13 protein-coding genes are annotated in these 14,811 nt (G+C 72.4%); 3 read left to right on the forward strand and 10 right to left on the reverse strand.

What is annotated here, in order from left to right:
* Complete coding sequence (locus OOK38_RS13015; RefSeq protein WP_037614800.1) at positions 1 to 543, reverse strand: bacterial proteasome activator family protein; 543 nt, start codon at positions 541 to 543, stop codon at positions 1 to 3.
* Positions 544 to 772: 229 nt separating this feature from the next.
* On the opposite strand from OOK38_RS13015, the gene OOK38_RS13020 reads away from it, so the two are divergent.
* Entirely contained in the window at positions 773 to 1,291 is a 519-nt protein-coding gene (locus OOK38_RS13020) for a hypothetical protein (protein ID WP_266760687.1), read from the forward strand.
* On the opposite strand, the gene OOK38_RS13025 is transcribed toward OOK38_RS13020, so the two are convergent.
* The 7 genes from OOK38_RS13025 to pdhA form a co-directional block, all read right to left on the reverse strand.
* Positions 1,288 to 2,268, reverse strand: coding sequence for an NAD(P)H-quinone oxidoreductase (locus OOK38_RS13025; RefSeq protein WP_266760686.1), 981 nt, complete (start codon positions 2,266 to 2,268; stop codon positions 1,288 to 1,290). The genes OOK38_RS13020 and OOK38_RS13025 overlap by 4 nt on opposite strands.
* 30 nt (positions 2,269 to 2,298) lie before the next feature.
* Positions 2,299 to 3,396, reverse strand: a complete 1,098-nt coding sequence (locus OOK38_RS13030; protein WP_266760684.1) for a TrkA family potassium uptake protein — start codon at positions 3,394 to 3,396, stop codon at positions 2,299 to 2,301.
* A 49-nt stretch (positions 3,397 to 3,445) separates the two neighbouring features.
* The gene (locus tag OOK38_RS13035; RefSeq protein WP_266760683.1) at positions 3,446 to 4,894 is read right to left on the reverse strand and encodes a molybdopterin molybdotransferase MoeA; all 1,449 of its coding nucleotides are present in this window, start codon (positions 4,892 to 4,894) and stop codon (positions 3,446 to 3,448) included.
* A complete protein-coding gene (locus OOK38_RS13040; RefSeq protein ID WP_266760682.1) occupies positions 4,891 to 6,039 on the reverse strand; it encodes a DUF6457 domain-containing protein in 1,149 nt (382 codons plus the stop codon). The genes OOK38_RS13035 and OOK38_RS13040 overlap by 4 nt, the downstream gene beginning before the upstream one ends.
* Before the next feature lie 79 nt (positions 6,040 to 6,118).
* On the reverse strand, positions 6,119 to 7,678 hold the full coding sequence (locus OOK38_RS13045) for a dihydrolipoamide acetyltransferase family protein (protein ID WP_266848415.1): 1,560 nt from the start codon (positions 7,676 to 7,678) through the stop codon (positions 6,119 to 6,121).
* Positions 7,678 to 8,682, reverse strand: coding sequence for an alpha-ketoacid dehydrogenase subunit beta (locus tag OOK38_RS13050; RefSeq protein ID WP_266760679.1), 1,005 nt, complete (start codon positions 8,680 to 8,682; stop codon positions 7,678 to 7,680). Before OOK38_RS13050 ends, OOK38_RS13045 begins: the two co-directional genes overlap by 1 nt.
* On the reverse strand, positions 8,679 to 9,848 hold the full coding sequence (gene pdhA / locus OOK38_RS13055; protein ID WP_266760677.1) for a pyruvate dehydrogenase (acetyl-transferring) E1 component subunit alpha: 1,170 nt from the start codon (positions 9,846 to 9,848) through the stop codon (positions 8,679 to 8,681). The genes OOK38_RS13050 and pdhA overlap by 4 nt, the downstream gene beginning before the upstream one ends.
* Before the next feature lie 189 nt (positions 9,849 to 10,037).
* Here pdhA and OOK38_RS13060 point away from each other — a divergent pair, with 189 nt between their 5' ends.
* Complete coding sequence (locus OOK38_RS13060; protein ID WP_266765773.1) at positions 10,038 to 10,523, forward strand: Lrp/AsnC family transcriptional regulator; 486 nt, start codon at positions 10,038 to 10,040, stop codon at positions 10,521 to 10,523.
* A gap of 304 nt (positions 10,524 to 10,827) precedes the next feature.
* Here the strand turns inward: OOK38_RS13060 and OOK38_RS13065 are convergent, their stop codons facing one another.
* Positions 10,828 to 11,418 (reverse strand): TetR/AcrR family transcriptional regulator, encoded by a 591-nt coding sequence (locus OOK38_RS13065; protein WP_266760675.1) that lies wholly within the window; start codon positions 11,416 to 11,418, stop codon positions 10,828 to 10,830.
* A complete protein-coding gene (locus tag OOK38_RS13070) occupies positions 11,415 to 12,929 on the reverse strand; it encodes a 3-hydroxyacyl-CoA dehydrogenase (protein WP_266760673.1) in 1,515 nt (504 codons plus the stop codon). The genes OOK38_RS13065 and OOK38_RS13070 overlap by 4 nt, the downstream gene beginning before the upstream one ends.
* A gap of 148 nt (positions 12,930 to 13,077) precedes the next feature.
* Here OOK38_RS13070 and paaN point away from each other — a divergent pair, with 148 nt between their 5' ends.
* A complete protein-coding gene (paaN, locus tag OOK38_RS13075) occupies positions 13,078 to 14,790 on the forward strand; it encodes a phenylacetic acid degradation protein PaaN (RefSeq protein ID WP_266848417.1) in 1,713 nt (570 codons plus the stop codon).
* Positions 14,791 to 14,811: the final 21 nt, after the last annotated feature.

Consider the following 14,811-nt stretch of genomic DNA (forward strand, 5'->3'; position numbering starts at 1 on the left):
TTACAGGTACGGTCCGCCGGAACGGCCTCCCGTGCGAGGGTCCTCGTCGCCCTCCAGGCCGCCGACACCCGGCGGAAGGGCTCGGCGCATCTGCTCCAGCTGCGCCCTGGCCGCCATCTGCTGGGCGAACAGGGTCGTCTGGATCCCGTGGAAGAGTCCCTCGAGCCAGCCCACCAGCTGAGCCTGCGCGATACGCAGTTCCGCGTCGCTGGGGGTCCCCTCGTCCGTGAAGGGCAGGGAAAGCCGCTCCAGTTCCTCCACGAGCTCGGGGGCCAGACCGTCCTCCAGCTCCTTCACGGAACTCGCGTGGATCTCCTTGAGCCGGACCCGGCTGGCCTCGTCCAGAGGTGCGGCGCGCACCTCTTCCAGCAGCTGCTTGATCATGCTGCCGATGCGCATCACCTTGGCGGGCTGTTCCACCATCTCCGTCACCGGAATCTCGCGGGAGTCCTCGTCCCCGGTGCCACCGAGAGCCATTCCGTCCTGGCCGACAACCAGGATCTGAGGGTTCTCCGGCGACCGTTCGTTCCTCGGCATCTCCATGCCGCCATTCTCTCGCACGCCTGCACTCCATCACGGTGGTGCCCCCCGTACACGGTGATCCACCACGTACGACGGCACACTTCGCGATCCGAGGGTGGTTCGACGGCCTCCGACGTGCACGGACGGGGTCACTTTCTGTCGAGATGCCGGGATCACCACGTCATGTGAGGCTTGTTCCGTCGATCACGGCACCCGTCTTGGCGAACCGCACCGGGAGGGGGTCACCGGCGTGACTCCATGGCTCCGCACACTGCCCACGGCCGGGCTGCTGGCAGCCGCCCTGCTGAACGGCGCCGGCCACCTCGCGTACGCCGCACCCGCGCGCTCCGGGACCGCCTCGTACGTCTCCGCGCCGGTTCCGTCCGCCCGAGGGACCGCCGCCGCGGAGGCGGAAGGACCCGCCGCCACCGATCCGACGAGGCCCACCCCCACGGCGGACTCCTCCCGCGCGGGCAGCTTCGCGGGCGAGGGGCGCTCGCGGCCCGGCCGCACCGAGCCGGACCTCCAGGACACCCCGGACGCCGCGGATCCCCAGGACACCGATCCCGGCGCCGACGCCGGACTCACGGAGGCGAGCGTGGCCCCCGAGCCCTCGCGGAACGACGCGGTCCCCGTCCAGCAGAGCGTCGTGGGCCCCGCTTCCCCGCCCGAGCCGGTCCTGGAGATCCTGCCGCTGGGCAGTGGCCTGATCCTCATAGGCCTCGGCCTGGGAATGGCCTTCGTGGCCCTGCGGGTGCGACGCGGCTAGGGAGCGACCAGCAGCACCTTTCCGATGTGGCCGCTCGCCTCCAGTACCCGGTGTGCCTCCGCCGCGTCGCTCATCGGCAGCTTGCGGTCGACGACCGGACGCACGCGGCCGGAGTCGATCAGCGGCCACACGTGCTCACGCACCGCCGCCACGATCGCCGCCTTCTCACTGAGCGGCCGGGCGCGCAGCGAGGTCGCGCTGACGGCGGCACGCTTGTTCAGGAGGGTGGCGATGTTCAGCTCCGCCTTGATGCCGCCCTGCATGCCGATGATGGCGAGCCGTCCGTTGACGGCGAGGGCGCGCACGTTCCGGTCGAGGTACTTGGCCCCCATGTTGTCGAGGATGACGTCGGCACCCGCCCCGCCGGTGGCCCGCTCGATCTCCTCGACGAAGTCCTGCTCGCGGTAGTTGATCAGAATGTCCGCGCCCAGCTCCGCGCAGAAGTCGAGCTTCTCCTTGGTGCCCGCCGTGACCGCGACCTTCGCGCCGACGGCCTTCGCCAGCTGGATCGCCATGGTGCCGATACCGCTGGAGCCGCCGTGCACCAGCAGGGTCTCGCCGGGGCGCAGGTGGGCGACCATGAAGACGTTCGACCAGACCGTGCAGGTCACCTCGGGCAGCGCCGCCGCCTGCTCGACGTCCAGACCCGCGGGCACGGGCAGCAGCTGCCCGGCCGGAACGGCGACCTTCTGGGCGTATCCGCCGCCCGACAGCAGCGCGCAGACCTCGTCGCCGACCGACCAGCCCAGGACACCCGTGCCGACCTCGACGATGCGGCCCGCGCATTCGAGTCCGGGGTAGGGGGACGCGCCGGGCGGCGGGTTGTACAGGCCTTGGCGCTGCAGCAGATCGGCGCGGTTGACGGCGCCGGCCACCACCTCGACCAGCACTTCGCCCTCGGCCGGCACGGGATCGGGGACCTCGTCCCACACCAGCGCCTCGGGCCCACCAGGTTCAGGAATCGTGATCGCGTACATGGGAGGGACGCTACTCCTGGGAGCTGATCGCTACTCCTGCGGCAGGGGCCGGATGTCCGGTGTCACCTGGGTGCTCCGAGTGACCCGCGCGATCGTGATCAGCCGGTCCATCAGCTGCAGGGTGCCGACCTCCGGATCGTCGTACCCGAGCACGCGATGACCTCTTACGACGCTGACCACCAGGTCGGTGGTCTCGCGGACACCCTTGCCCACCTCGGCCTTTATGACCGGGCGCTCGACGATGTCGAGCCCGCTGCCCTGGTGGATCAGGTCCTCCATCACCATGCCCGCGGCGGGGCTGAGCACGGAGAGCCCGAGCAGCCGGCCGGCCGCGCTGGCGCTGGTGATGACCGCGTCGGCGCCGGACTGCTTGAGCAGCGGCGCGTTCTCCTCCTCGCGCACGGCGGCGACGATCTTCGCTGCGCGGTTGAGCTGCCGGGCCGTCAGGGCGACCAGGACCGCGGTGTCGTCCCGCTGGGTGGAGATGATGATCTGCCGCGCCTTGTGGACCTCGGCGCGCAACAGCACATCGCTGCGCGTGGCGTCGCCGATCACTCCCGCGTATCCGTCGGCCGTCGCCGCGTCCACCACCCGGGGGCTCGGGTCGACGACGACGACCTGCTCCTTCTTCAGCCCGGTCGCGCAGACGGTCTCGACGGCCGACCGTCCCTTGGTTCCGAAGCCGACAACGACGGTGTGATCCCTCAAGGCCGCCCTCCAGCGGTTCAGGCGCCACTCCTCACGGGTGCGTTCCGTGAGGACCTCCAGCGTGGTGCCGACCAGGATGATCAGGAAGAGCACCCGCAGCGGCGTGATGATCAGGATGTTGATGAGCCGGGCGATATCGCTGGTCGGGGTGATGTCGCCGTAACCGGTGGTGGAGAGGGTGACCGTCGCGTAGTAGAAAGCGTCGAGCAGGTCGACGCTTCCGTCCGAGTTGTCGGTGTAGCCGGCTCGGTCGAAATAGACGATGAGCGCGGTGGCGACCAGCACCAGCAACGCCATCACCAGGCGCTTGGCGACCTGCCGGAGCGGACGCTCCACGACCTTCCGCGGCAGTTTCACCTGGTGGGTCACGAGATGCTCGTCCGCTTGGCGGGCGATCGCATCCTGGCCCGGAAGTTTCACGTGAAACACACCCCGTTCGGATTCATGCCGCTCCCGTCCTCGGCCCGGCTCAGATGAAGCACGCGTCGATCCCCGCGGTGGCCCACGGCAGATCGATGAGTTCCAGCTCCTGGCCGGCTCGCGCACCACCCGGCGGTACGACCGCGAGCGCGTCGGCGGCGGCGATGCCCCGCAGCATCGCCGGGCCGTTGTAGTGCAGCGGCGCGGCCCGGTCGCCGCGCAGCGAGACGGGGACGAGCCGGGTGTCGTACGGGTGCCCCTGCACGGCTTCCTTGAGAGGCAGCGTGTACGACTCCGGGGCAGCGCGTCCGGCCAGGGTGCGCAGCAGCGGCTCGGCGAGCGTGAGCAGCCCGGAGACGGCGGCCAGGGGGTTGCCGGGCAGGCCGACGAGGTGCTGGTTCTCCTGGGTGCGGGCCAGCAGCATCGGATGTCCCGGCCGCACCTTGACGCCGTCCACCAGCAGTTCGGCGCCGATGCGGCGCAGCGTGGGGTGGACATGGTCGACGGGACCCGCCGCGGTGCCGCCCGTGGTGACGATCAGGTCGGCCCGGGAGCCGGTGATCGCCTTGTGCAGCGCCTTGGCGTCGTCGCCGAGCCGGCGCACCGCGACGACCTCGACGCCGAGGGCCCGCAGCCACGGCGGCAGCATGGGCCCGAGCGCGTCCCGGATCAGCCCCTCCTGGGGCAGTCCCTCGGTGAGCAACTCGTCACCGAGGACGAGAACTTCGGCGCGCGGGCGGGGAACGACGGCGAGCGTGTCGTACCCGGCGGCCGCCGCGAGACCCAGCACGGCCGGGGTGACCAGCGCTCCGAGCGGCAACAGCTGGTCGCCGCTGCGGCACTCCTGGCCGCGCGGCCGGATGTCCTGCCCGTGCGCGACCGCGCGGGTCCCCCCTGACCGGGCGGAGCCGGGTGTCTGAACGTCGCTCGCGTGCAGACGCCCCTTGGTGTCGAGGCGGCCGTGCTCGCTGCGCAGGACGGCGGTCGCGTCCCGCGGGACGCGCGCCCCGGTGGCGATCCGGACCGCCTCGCCGTCGGTGAGCCGCTCCGGCGACGCTTGCCCTGCGAGGACGCCGTGCTCCCGTACCTCCCATGGCCCGGGTCCGGCGACCGCCCAGCCGTCCATGGCGGAGGTGTCGAAGGAGGGAAGGTCGGTGAGCGCGGTCAGGGGGGCGGCGAGGACGAGGCCGAGAGAAGCGTCGAGGGGGACCGAGACGGGGGTGCGGCGGGGCACGGAGCGGGCGGCCCGCTCCGCGACGGCCCGGGCCTCGGGCCACGGAGTGGCCCGGTGATGGGTGTGCCCGCCCTTGCCGCCGTCCTGCGCGTTGGGCGCGGGAACCGCCGCCCGGTCGGTTCCCTGGAGGTCCGGGACGGCGCTGTCCGCTCGGCCGGGCTCACCGGGCGCGCGGGCACCGGCCTTCTTGACCAGGGCGAGCGCTTCCTCGACGTCGAAGTCGTCGGCGTCCTGGCTGTCCCGGGTGGAGCGGGCGGCGGTCATCCGGCGTCCGGTCCGGTGTCGGTGGCGGGCGTCACGCCGTCGGCGGCGTCCGGTTTCGCGTCGGGGGTGTCCTCGTCGGCCCAGCGGAGCGCGAGCGCCGTGGCCTTGCGGGCGGCCTCGGCGACCGCTTCCGGTCCTCCACCGGCCCGCGCCGCCGCGTATCCGACGAGGAACGTCGTCAGCGGCGCGGCGGGCCTGGCCACCCCATGCGCGGCGTCGCGGGCCAGGTCGAGCAGAACGCCGGTGTCGACGTCCAGGTCGATGCCCAGCTCGTCCTTGACTGCGGAAATCCATTCATCCAACACGTGCCCATGCTCCCTGATGCGTGCTCGAGCGGTTGCGATGTCGTCCCAGGTGTCGCAGTCGAAGGACGCGACGGGGTCGGAGAGACGGGTGAGGTCGAGGGCGGCGACGAGCCGTCGCAGCGGCAGTCCACCGAGTCCGCCGTGCGCGGCGGCGAGCACGGTCAGCTCACGGCGCAGCGCGTCCGCGCGGTAGACGGCCACGAGGGGCTGATCGCGCCCGTCGGGGTCGGTGAGGAGCACGCCGTCGGGGTGGCCGCGATGTCCGCCGGTCGTGCCGGGAGCCCCGACGGGTCCGGTCCGGACGGGCTCGCCGGTCTCCGGCACGGTCGCGGAGCCGGTCCGGGCACGGTCGGGGCCGAGGCCGGAGCCGGGGTGGTCGCCCGCGTGGTCCGGGCGGTCGTTCCCGGAGGCGGGCGGGGTGAGGTGCGTGCCGTCGTCCCGAAGGGTGTCCAGCAGGCGCCGTACCGTCCCCTCTTCCAGGAAGGGCAGGTCGGCCGAGAGCACGACGACGTACGGCGCCGCGGTGTGCCGCAGTCCGGCGTCCAGCGCGGCGAGCGGTCCGCCGCCCGGCGGGTCCTCCCGGGCCCACTCCACGGGGCGCGCGGTGCCCCTGGGCTCGGCCACGACCACCGTGCGGGTGGCACCTGCGCACGCGGCCAGCACCCGGTCCAGCAGTGCCCGGCCGCCCACCCGGACGCCGGGCTTGTCCGCGCCGCCGAGACGCCGGGCCGCACCGCCCGCGAGCACGACGGCGTCGTACACGGCATCGGCACCGGGGGTGCCCGGCGGGCCTGAGGCGCCCGGTCGCCCGGTCGCGCCCTCGGACTCGTACGCGGTCATCCCCCGAGTATGGGCGTCCGAAGGATCATTGCCACCCCCGGGCACAGCATGTGGACGGGGGTGATCGGACCGCCGGGAGCTACAGGGTGCGCAGCAGCACCGCCGGCTGTTCCACGCAGTCCGCCACATAGCGCAGGAAACCGCCCGCCGTGCCGCCGTCGCACACCCGGTGGTCGAAGGTGAGCGAGAGCTGGACGACCTGACGCACCGCCAACTCGCCCTGGTGCACCCAGGGCTTGGGGATGATGCGGCCGACGCCGAGCATCGCCGCCTCGGGGTGGTTGATGATCGGTGTGGAGCCGTCGACGCCGAACACGCCGTAGTTGTTCAGCGTGAAGGTGCCGCCCGTGAGGTCCGCGGGCGTCAGCTTCCCGGTCCGGGCCGCCTCGGTCAGCCGGCCGAACTCCGCGCTCAGCCCCTCGGCGTCCCGCGTGTGCGCGTCCCGCACGACGGGGACGACGAGCCCCCGTTCGGTCTGGGCCGCAAAGCCCAGGTGCACCTGGTCGAGCCGGACGATCTCGCGGGCGTCCATGTCGACCGTCGAGTTGAGCTCGGGGAAGCGGGCCAGGGCGGCGGTGCAGATCCGGGCCAGCAGGGCGAGCAGGGAGATCTTCGGGCCACCGGCCGCGTTCATCGCCCTGCGGGCCTGCATGAGTTCCGTCGCGTCGGCGTCCACCCAGCAGGTCGCGTCGGGGATCTCGCGCCGGCTGCGCGAGAGCTTGTCGGCGACGGCACCGCGGACACCCCGAAGGGGGACACGGACACCCTGCGGGGTGGCGCCCCGGGAGACATCGGCCGCACCGGGCACGACCGAGGTGATGTCCGCGTACGAGGACACCGAAGCGGGCGCGCTCTCCGCGAAGGCGGCGTCGGAGCCGGGCCCGGCCGCCGGGGTGTGGTGCGGCTCCACGGCGGAGGACGATCGCAGCCGACCGGTCGCCGCCGCGCGCAGCGCGTACTCGACGTCGGCCCGCAGGATGAGTCCCTCGGGGCCGGAGCCCTCCACCTCCCGCAGATCCACGCCGTTCTGCCGGGCGAGCCGGCGCACCAGGGGCGAGATGACCGGCACGGGACCGTCACCCCGCGTGGCGGCGACGCCGTTCCGGGCGGCCTCCGCCGGGCCCGCGGTGTCCGACGGCGCGGCGGCGACGGGCTCGGGGCGGCTCTGTTCGCGCCGGCCGGCCAGAGTGCTCGTGCCCGCGGGCGACGCGACCCCCGCCGGGGACGCAGCCCCCGCCGGTGCACCGGCCGCCCGTCGGCCACCGGCCACGGTGCCGCCGGAGGGCCGTACCCTCCGGCGCCGCGCCGGGGGCGCTGCCGTGCCGTAACCCACCAGCACGTTCCCGGAGCCCTCGTCGTCCTTGTCGTCCGTGGCGTCATCGCCGGTGTCCGGCGCGCCCACGGCGACGGTCAGCAGCGGTGCCCCCACGGGCAGTTCGGTGCCCTCCTCGCCGAAGCGGGCGGTGACCACGCCGCCGTAGGGACAGGGGACCTCCACCATCGCCTTGGCCGTCTCGACCTCGACGACGAGCTGGTCGACGGCGACGACATCGCCGACCTCCACCAGCCAGCGGACGATCTCCGCCTCGGTGAGTCCCTCCCCGAGGTCGGGGAGCTTGAACTCCAGAACCTGTGCCATCAGCTGTCCGCCTCCCACTGCAGACGCCCCACGGCGTCCAGGATCCGGTCGACACCGGGCAGGTGGTGCCGCTCCAGCATCGGCGGCGGGTACGGGATGTCGAATCCCGCGACGCGCAGCACCGGCGCCTCCAGGTGATGGAAGCAGCGCTCCATGACGCGGGCCGCGATCTCCCCGCCCGGGCCGCCGAACCCGCCCGACTCGTGCACGACGACCGCTCGTCCGGTCCGTCGCACCGACGCCGAGACCGTCTCGTCGTCGAACGGCACCAGCGAGCGCAGATCGACGACTTCGAGGTCCCAGCCCTCGGCCCGCGCCGCCTCGGCGGCTTCGAGGCAGACGGGTACGGACGGCCCGTACGTGATGAGCGTGGCGCTCCGGCCCGGGCGCCGCACCACCGCGCGGCCTATCGGCTCAACGGCCGGCGGCTCGTCCGGGTTCCAGGAATCCTTCGACCAGTACAGCCGCTTGGGTTCCAGGAAGACGACCGGGTCGTCCGAGGCGATGGCCTCGCGCAGCAGTCCGTAGGCGTCGGAGACGGTCGCGGGCATGACGACATGGAGACCCGGGGTCGCCATGTAGTAGGCCTCGGAGGAGTCGCTGTGGTGCTCGACGCCGCCGATGCCGCCGCCGTAGGGGACGCGGATCGTGATGGGCAGCGGCATGGCGCCCCGCGTGCGGTTGCGCATCTTCGCCACGTGCGAGATCAACTGCTCGAACGCCGGGTAGGCGAACGCGTCGAACTGCATCTCCACGACCGGCCGCAGGCCGTACATGGCCATGCCGACCGCCGCGCCGAGAATGCCCGCCTCGGCGAGCGGGGTGTCCGTGCAGCGGTCCTCGCCGAACTCCTTGGCGAGCCCGTCGGTGACCCGGAAGACGCCGCCGAGGGTGCCGACGTCCTCGCCCATGACATGGACGGCCGGGTCGGCGGCCATGGCGTCGCGCAGGGCGCGACCGAGCGCCTGCGCCATGGTGGCCGGTTTGAGGGCAACGGTCGTCATCGCCCGGCTCCTTCCGGGCCGTGCGGGCCCGCTCCGTGCGAGCCGTCCGCCTCGGCGTCCAGCTCCGCTCTCAGCTGGCTCTCCTGCTCAAGCAGTTGAGTAGTGGGTTGGGCATACACATGGGCGAACAGATCCATGGGGTCGAGCACCGGGTCCATGTTCATGCGCTCGCGCAGGTCCGCGGCCATCGTCTCGGCGTCGTCGCGCACCGCCTGCAGGGTGGCCTCGTCGAGCAGACCGCGCTCGGTCAGCTCGCGCTCCACAAGCACGATGGGGTCGTGCGCGCGCCAGGTCTCGACCTCGGAGTCACCGCGGTAGCGGGTGGCGTCGTCGGCGTTGGTGTGGGCGTCGATGCGGTACGTCACGGCCTCGACGAGGGTGGGACCGCCGCCCGCGCGCGCGTGGGCGATGGCCTCGCTCAGGACCTGGTGCACGGCCGCCGCGTCGTTGCCGTCGACCAGGCGGCCCGGCATCCCGTAACCGACGGCCTTGTGGGCCAGCGACGGGGCGGCGGTCTGCTTGGCGAGCGGGACGGAGATGGCGAATCCGTTGTTCTGCACGAGGAAGACGACGGGCGCCTGCCACACGGCGGCGAAGTTCAGCGCTTCGTGGAAGTCGCCCTCGCTGGTGCCACCGTCGCCGACCAGGGCGAGCGCGACCACGTCGTCGCCCTTGAGGCGGGCGGCGTGCGCGAGACCCACGGCGTGCGGGAGCTGGGTCGCGAGGGGGGTGCACAGGGGTGCGATGCGGTGCTCGTGCGGGTCGTAGCCGGTGTGCCAGTCGCCGCGCAGAAGAGTGAGGGCCTGGACGGGGTCCAGGCCGCGGGCGACGGCGGCGAGGGTGTCGCGGTAGCTGGGGAACAGCCAGTCGCGCTCCTCCAGCACGAGCGCCGCGGCGACCTCACAGGCCTCCTGTCCGGTGCTGGACGGGTACACGGCGAGACGGCCCTGCTTGGTGAGGGCGGTGGCCTGAACGTTGTAGCGGCGGCCTCGCACCAGCTCCGCGTGCAGACGGCGCAGCAGGGCCGGGTCGACCTGCGCGGCCGCCTCGGTGCCGAGGACGCGGTGGGGCAGCGCGTCGGGCAGCAGCGGCGCAGGGTCGGTGCGGGGCTGCCAGGCGGGCGGCGGCGTGGGCCGGTAGGCCCCTCGCTGCTCCATGACCGTCATGACGGCACCTCCTCGTGGGAGCGGCTTCGGACGCGGCACGGGTGTGACGTGTCCCACCTACCGATTGTTCGGTCGTCGGCACATTTTGGCTACAGGCACCGCCAGGCTGTGGACAAACGGTTCTGCAGAGCCTGAGATGGACGCAGTACGTCCATGGTAGGGAGGCGGGGGGACATGGCACCTGAACAAATGGCCGAGCCGCCGGAGGCCGGCCCCGTCGCGCCGCCCGCCCGTCCGCTCGACGCGATCGACCAGGACATCCTGCATATGCTCCAGGCGGACGGCCGCGCGTCCATCCGCTCCGTGGCCGAACGGGTCCATGTCTCACGGGCCAACGCGTACGCGCGGATCAACCGCCTCATCGAGGACGGCGTGATCCGCGGCTTCGGGGCCCGCGTCGACCACGAGCGCGCCGGTCAGGGCACGTCGGCGTACATCACCCTCAAGATCGTGCAGAACTCCTGGCGCACGGTGCGGGAGCAGCTGAGGGTGCTCCCCGGGGCCTCGCACATCGCTCTGGTGGGCGGCGACTTCGACGTACTTCTCCTGGTGCACACGCCGGACAACCGGGCGCTGCGCGAGCTGGTACTCACCCGCCTCCAGTCCATCCCTGAGGTGCTCAGCAGCCGGACGCTGCTGGTCTTCGAGGAAGAGGACCTGGAGCCGGAGGGCTGAGGCCGCCGGACTTGCGCGGGGCGGCACGACTCCTGCCGGAGCCCGGACCTGCCGAAGCCTGGACCTACCGAAGCCCGGACCCGCCGGAGCCTGGACCTGCCGGAGCCCGGACCTGCCGAAGCCTGGACCTACCGAAGCCCGGACCCGCCGGAGCCCGGACCTGCCAGAGCCCGGACCCGCCGGGGCCCGGACCTGCTGGGCTCGGGCTCCCGGCACCCTCACGAATCCGCCGGTGCCCGAAGCTCAGGCTCCCGGCACCTTCACGACTCCGCCGGAGCCTTGACCTGCCGGGCTCCTGCCACCCTCACGACTCCTGCCGGAGCCCTCCGAAGACCAGCACCACCACGGCGTCGGCCACTTCCCGCGCGCCCATGCCGCGCGCGTCGGGCCGGTACCACTCGACGAGCGAGTTGATCATCCCGAAGACCAGCCGGGTGGCGAGCCGGACCTCCACATCGCCGCGTACGTCCCCGTCGGCGGCCGCGGCCTTCAGGAGCTCGGCGACCCGGTGGTCGAAGTCGCGGCGCCGCTCCAGCGCCCACCGCTCGGTGCCCGTGTTGCCGCGGACCCGCAGCAGCAGCGTCACGTAGGGCAGCTCGGAGGTGAGCACCTCGACCATGCGCCGTACGACGTACTCCAGGCGCTCCACGGCACGCCCCACGCACGCGTGCTCCTCGTCGAGGATCCCGAAGAGGCCGTCCAGCGCCCGGCTCACCGCGCGCCGCAGCAGCTCCTCCTTGCCCGCCACGTGGTGGTAGATCGACGACTTGGAGATGCCGGCCGCCTTGGAGAGGTGCTCCATGGAGGTGCCGTCGTACCCGCGTTCGTTGAAGACCTGGACGGCGACCGAGAGCAGTGTCTCGGGGGTGTACGTGTCCCGCTTGGCGGTGGTCACGAAGTGCCCTCCCGCTTCTGGTCGGCGTAGGCGTGGCGGTAGAGCGCCAGCGACGGCGCGTAGCGCCCGGAGGGGTCGCGTACGTGCAGTTCGTCCAGGACGTCGTACGACCAGTTCGTGCCGAGCCTGCGGCTCCACTCGAAGGGGCCCAGGGGGTAGTTGACGCCGAGGCGCATCGCGGTGTCGATGTCCTCCTCGGTGGCCACGCCCTTGGCGACGGCGTCGTACGCGAGATCGACGATCCGGGCCACCGTGCGGGCGACGATCATGCCGGGGCAGTCGCCGATGACGCTGACGTCCTTGCCGAGCGCCTGGAAGAGGCCGATGGCCTCGGAGAGCGTCTCGGGAGCGGTGTCCTGGGACGCCGACAGGGCGATCCGGGTGGCCTTGCGGTAGTCGAGCGCGAGGTCGAAGTAGACGACGTCGCGGAACTCGACCGAGGTCTGGCCGTCGGCGAGGACCAGCTGGCCGCCGCTGGGCAGGACCAGGCGGGTGCCGTGGTCCTCCTCGTCCTCGCGGACCTGGATGCCCGCCTCGCGGATCAGGTCGAGGAGCTCGGCGGCGGGGCCCAGGTCGCCCTCCACGACCACGTACGCCGGTGCCTGCGCCTTCTCCGCGGTGTGCGGCTCGGCCCGCTCGGCATCGTCCCCGTGGTCGTACCAGCCGTGTCCCGTCTTGCGGCCGAGCCGGCCCGACTCGACGAGCCGGCGCTGGGCGAGCGAGGGCGTGAAGCGCACGTCCTGGAAGAAGGCCTGCCACACGGAGTGCGTGACGGATTCGTTGACGTCCTGGCCGATCAGGTCGGTGAGCTCGAAGGCGCCCATCCGGAAGCCGCCGGACTCGCGCAGGACCGCGTCGATGGTGGCGGGGTCGGCGGCCTGGGAGTCGTGGACCGCGAAGGCCTCGGCGTAGAAGGGCCGCGCGATGCGGTTGACGATGAAACCGGGGGTGTCCGCGCAGGCGACGGGAGTCTTGCCCCAGGCGCGGGCCGTCTCGTACGCGCGCGTGGCCGACGTGACGTCGGTCGCGAACCCGGAGACGACCTCCACGAGGGGCAGCAGCGGCGCCGGGTTGAAGAAGTGCAGTCCGACGAGACGCCCCGGGTTGCGCAGAGCGCCGCCGATGGCAGTGACGGACAGCGAGGAGGTGTTGGTGGCGAGCAGGCAGTCGTCCCCGACGATGTCCTCGAGGGCGCTGAACAGCTGCTGTTTAGCGTCGAGTTGTTCGAGCACCGCCTCGACGACGAGGACGCAGTCGGCGAGGTCGGTGAGGCTCGCGGCCGGGTGGAGCCGGGCGCGTGCGGCGTCCCGGTCGGCGCCGGTGAGCCGGTCCTTCGCGACGAGCCGGTCGAGACGGGCGCCGATCGCCTCGGCCGCCGCGTCGGCACGCCCGGGCGCCGCGTCATAGAGCCGCACGGGGTGGCCGGCCACCAGCGCGACCTGGGCGATGCCCTGGCCCATGGTGCCGGTACCGACGACTGCCACGGGGCTGCTGAGGTCGAGTGCTGTCATGTGCGCGATCCTCCCGCACGCCGATTTCCACAGATGCGGCGGCTCCCCTTGTCCCGACCGATCGTTCGGTTACTCTAACTCTGACTGTCCCTTCCTGCCCAGCTCGCGAGCCCGACGAAGAGCTCTTGAGACGAGGAGTTGGTCCTTGATGGCCGCCGAACTCACCGCCCACCAGCTGATCGCCCAGCACCGGCCCACCCTCGATCAGGCGCTGGAAGCGATCCGCACACGCGCGTACTGGTCCCCGCACCCCGAACATCCCAAGGCGTACGGCGAGCACGGCAGCCTGGGCATGGCCGAGGGCAAGGCCGCCTTCGACGCCCTCCTGGGCACCCGCCTCGACCTGGGCCAGCCCGGCACGGACGACTGGGTCGGCGGCGAGGTGTCGCCGTACGGCATCGAGCTGGGCGTCACGTACCCGCACGCGGACATCGACGCCCTGCTGCCCGCCATGCGCGCGGGGATGCGCGCCTGGCGCGACGCGGGCGCGGAGGTCCGCGCCGTGGTCTGTCTGGAGATCCTCAAGCGGATCAGCGACCGCACCCACGAGTTCGCGCACGCGGTCATGCACACCAGCGGCCAGGCCTTCATGATGGCGTTCCAGGCGGGCGGCCCGCACGCGCAGGACCGCGGCCTGGAGGCGGTGGCGTACGCGTACGTGGAGCAGGTCCGCACCCCCGACACCGCGGAGTGGACCAAGCCCCAGGGCAAGCGCGACCCGCTCGCGCTCACCAAGCAGTTCACGCCCGTCCCGCGCGGCATCGCGCTGATGATCGGCTGCAACACCTTCCCGACGTGGAACGGCTATCCGGGCCTGTTCGCCTCCCTCGCCACCGGCAACGCGGTCCTGGTGAAGCCCCACCCGCGCGCGGTGCTGCCGCTCGCGCTCACCGTGCAGGTCGCGCGCGAGGTGCTCACCGAGGCCGGCTTCGACCCGAACCTCGTGGCACTGGCCGCCGAGCGTCCCGGCGAGGGCATCGCCAAGACGCTGGCCACCCGCCCCGAGATCCGGATCATCGACTACACCGGCTCCACGGCCTTCGGCGACTGGCTGGAGACCAACGCCCGCCAGGCGCAGGTCTACACGGAGAAGGCCGGCGTCAACACGGTGATCGTGGAGTCGACCGGCGACTACAAGGGGATGCTGTCCAACCTGGCGTTCTCCCTGTCGCTCTACAGCGGCCAGATGTGCACCACCCCGCAGAACCTGCTGATCCCCCGCGACGGCATCGGCACGGACGAGGGCCACAAGTCCTACGACGAGGTGGTCGCCGATCTCGCGAAGTCGGTCGGCGGACTCCTCGGAGACGACGCCCGCGCGAACGGACTGCTCGGCGCCATCGTGAACCCGGACGTGAAGGCCCGCCTGGAGGCGGCCGCCGGACTCGGCGAAGTCGCCCTGCCCTCACGGCAGATCGACAACCCCGAGTTCCCGGGCGCCGTCGTGCGCTCCCCGGTGATCGTGAAGCTCGACGGCGCCCGCAAGTACTGGGAGAACGCCGAGAACGCCGAAGAGGCCGCCTACATGAGCGAGTGCTTCGGGCCGGTCTCCTTCGCCGTCGCGGTCGACTCGGCGGAGGACGCCGTGGAGCTGCTGCGGCGCACGATCAGGGACAAGGGCGCGATGACCGTCGGCGCGTACACCACCGACGAGGCGGTCGAGGGCGACATCCAGGAAGCCTGCCTGGAGGAGTGCGCGCAGCTCTCCCTGAACCTCACGGGCGGGGTCTACGTCAACCAGACGGCCGCGTTCTCGGACTTCCACGGCTCCGGCGGCAACGGAGCCGCCAACGCGGCGCTGTGCGACGGAGCCTTCGTGGCGAACCGCTTCCGGGTGGTCGAGGTGCGCCGCGAGGCGTGAGCCCTGACGCCCGTCGGGCGT

The sequence above is a fragment of the Streptomyces sp. NBC_00568 genome (assembly GCF_026341855.1).
In the GTDB taxonomy this organism is placed as follows: Bacteria; Actinomycetota; Actinomycetes; order Streptomycetales; family Streptomycetaceae; genus Streptomyces.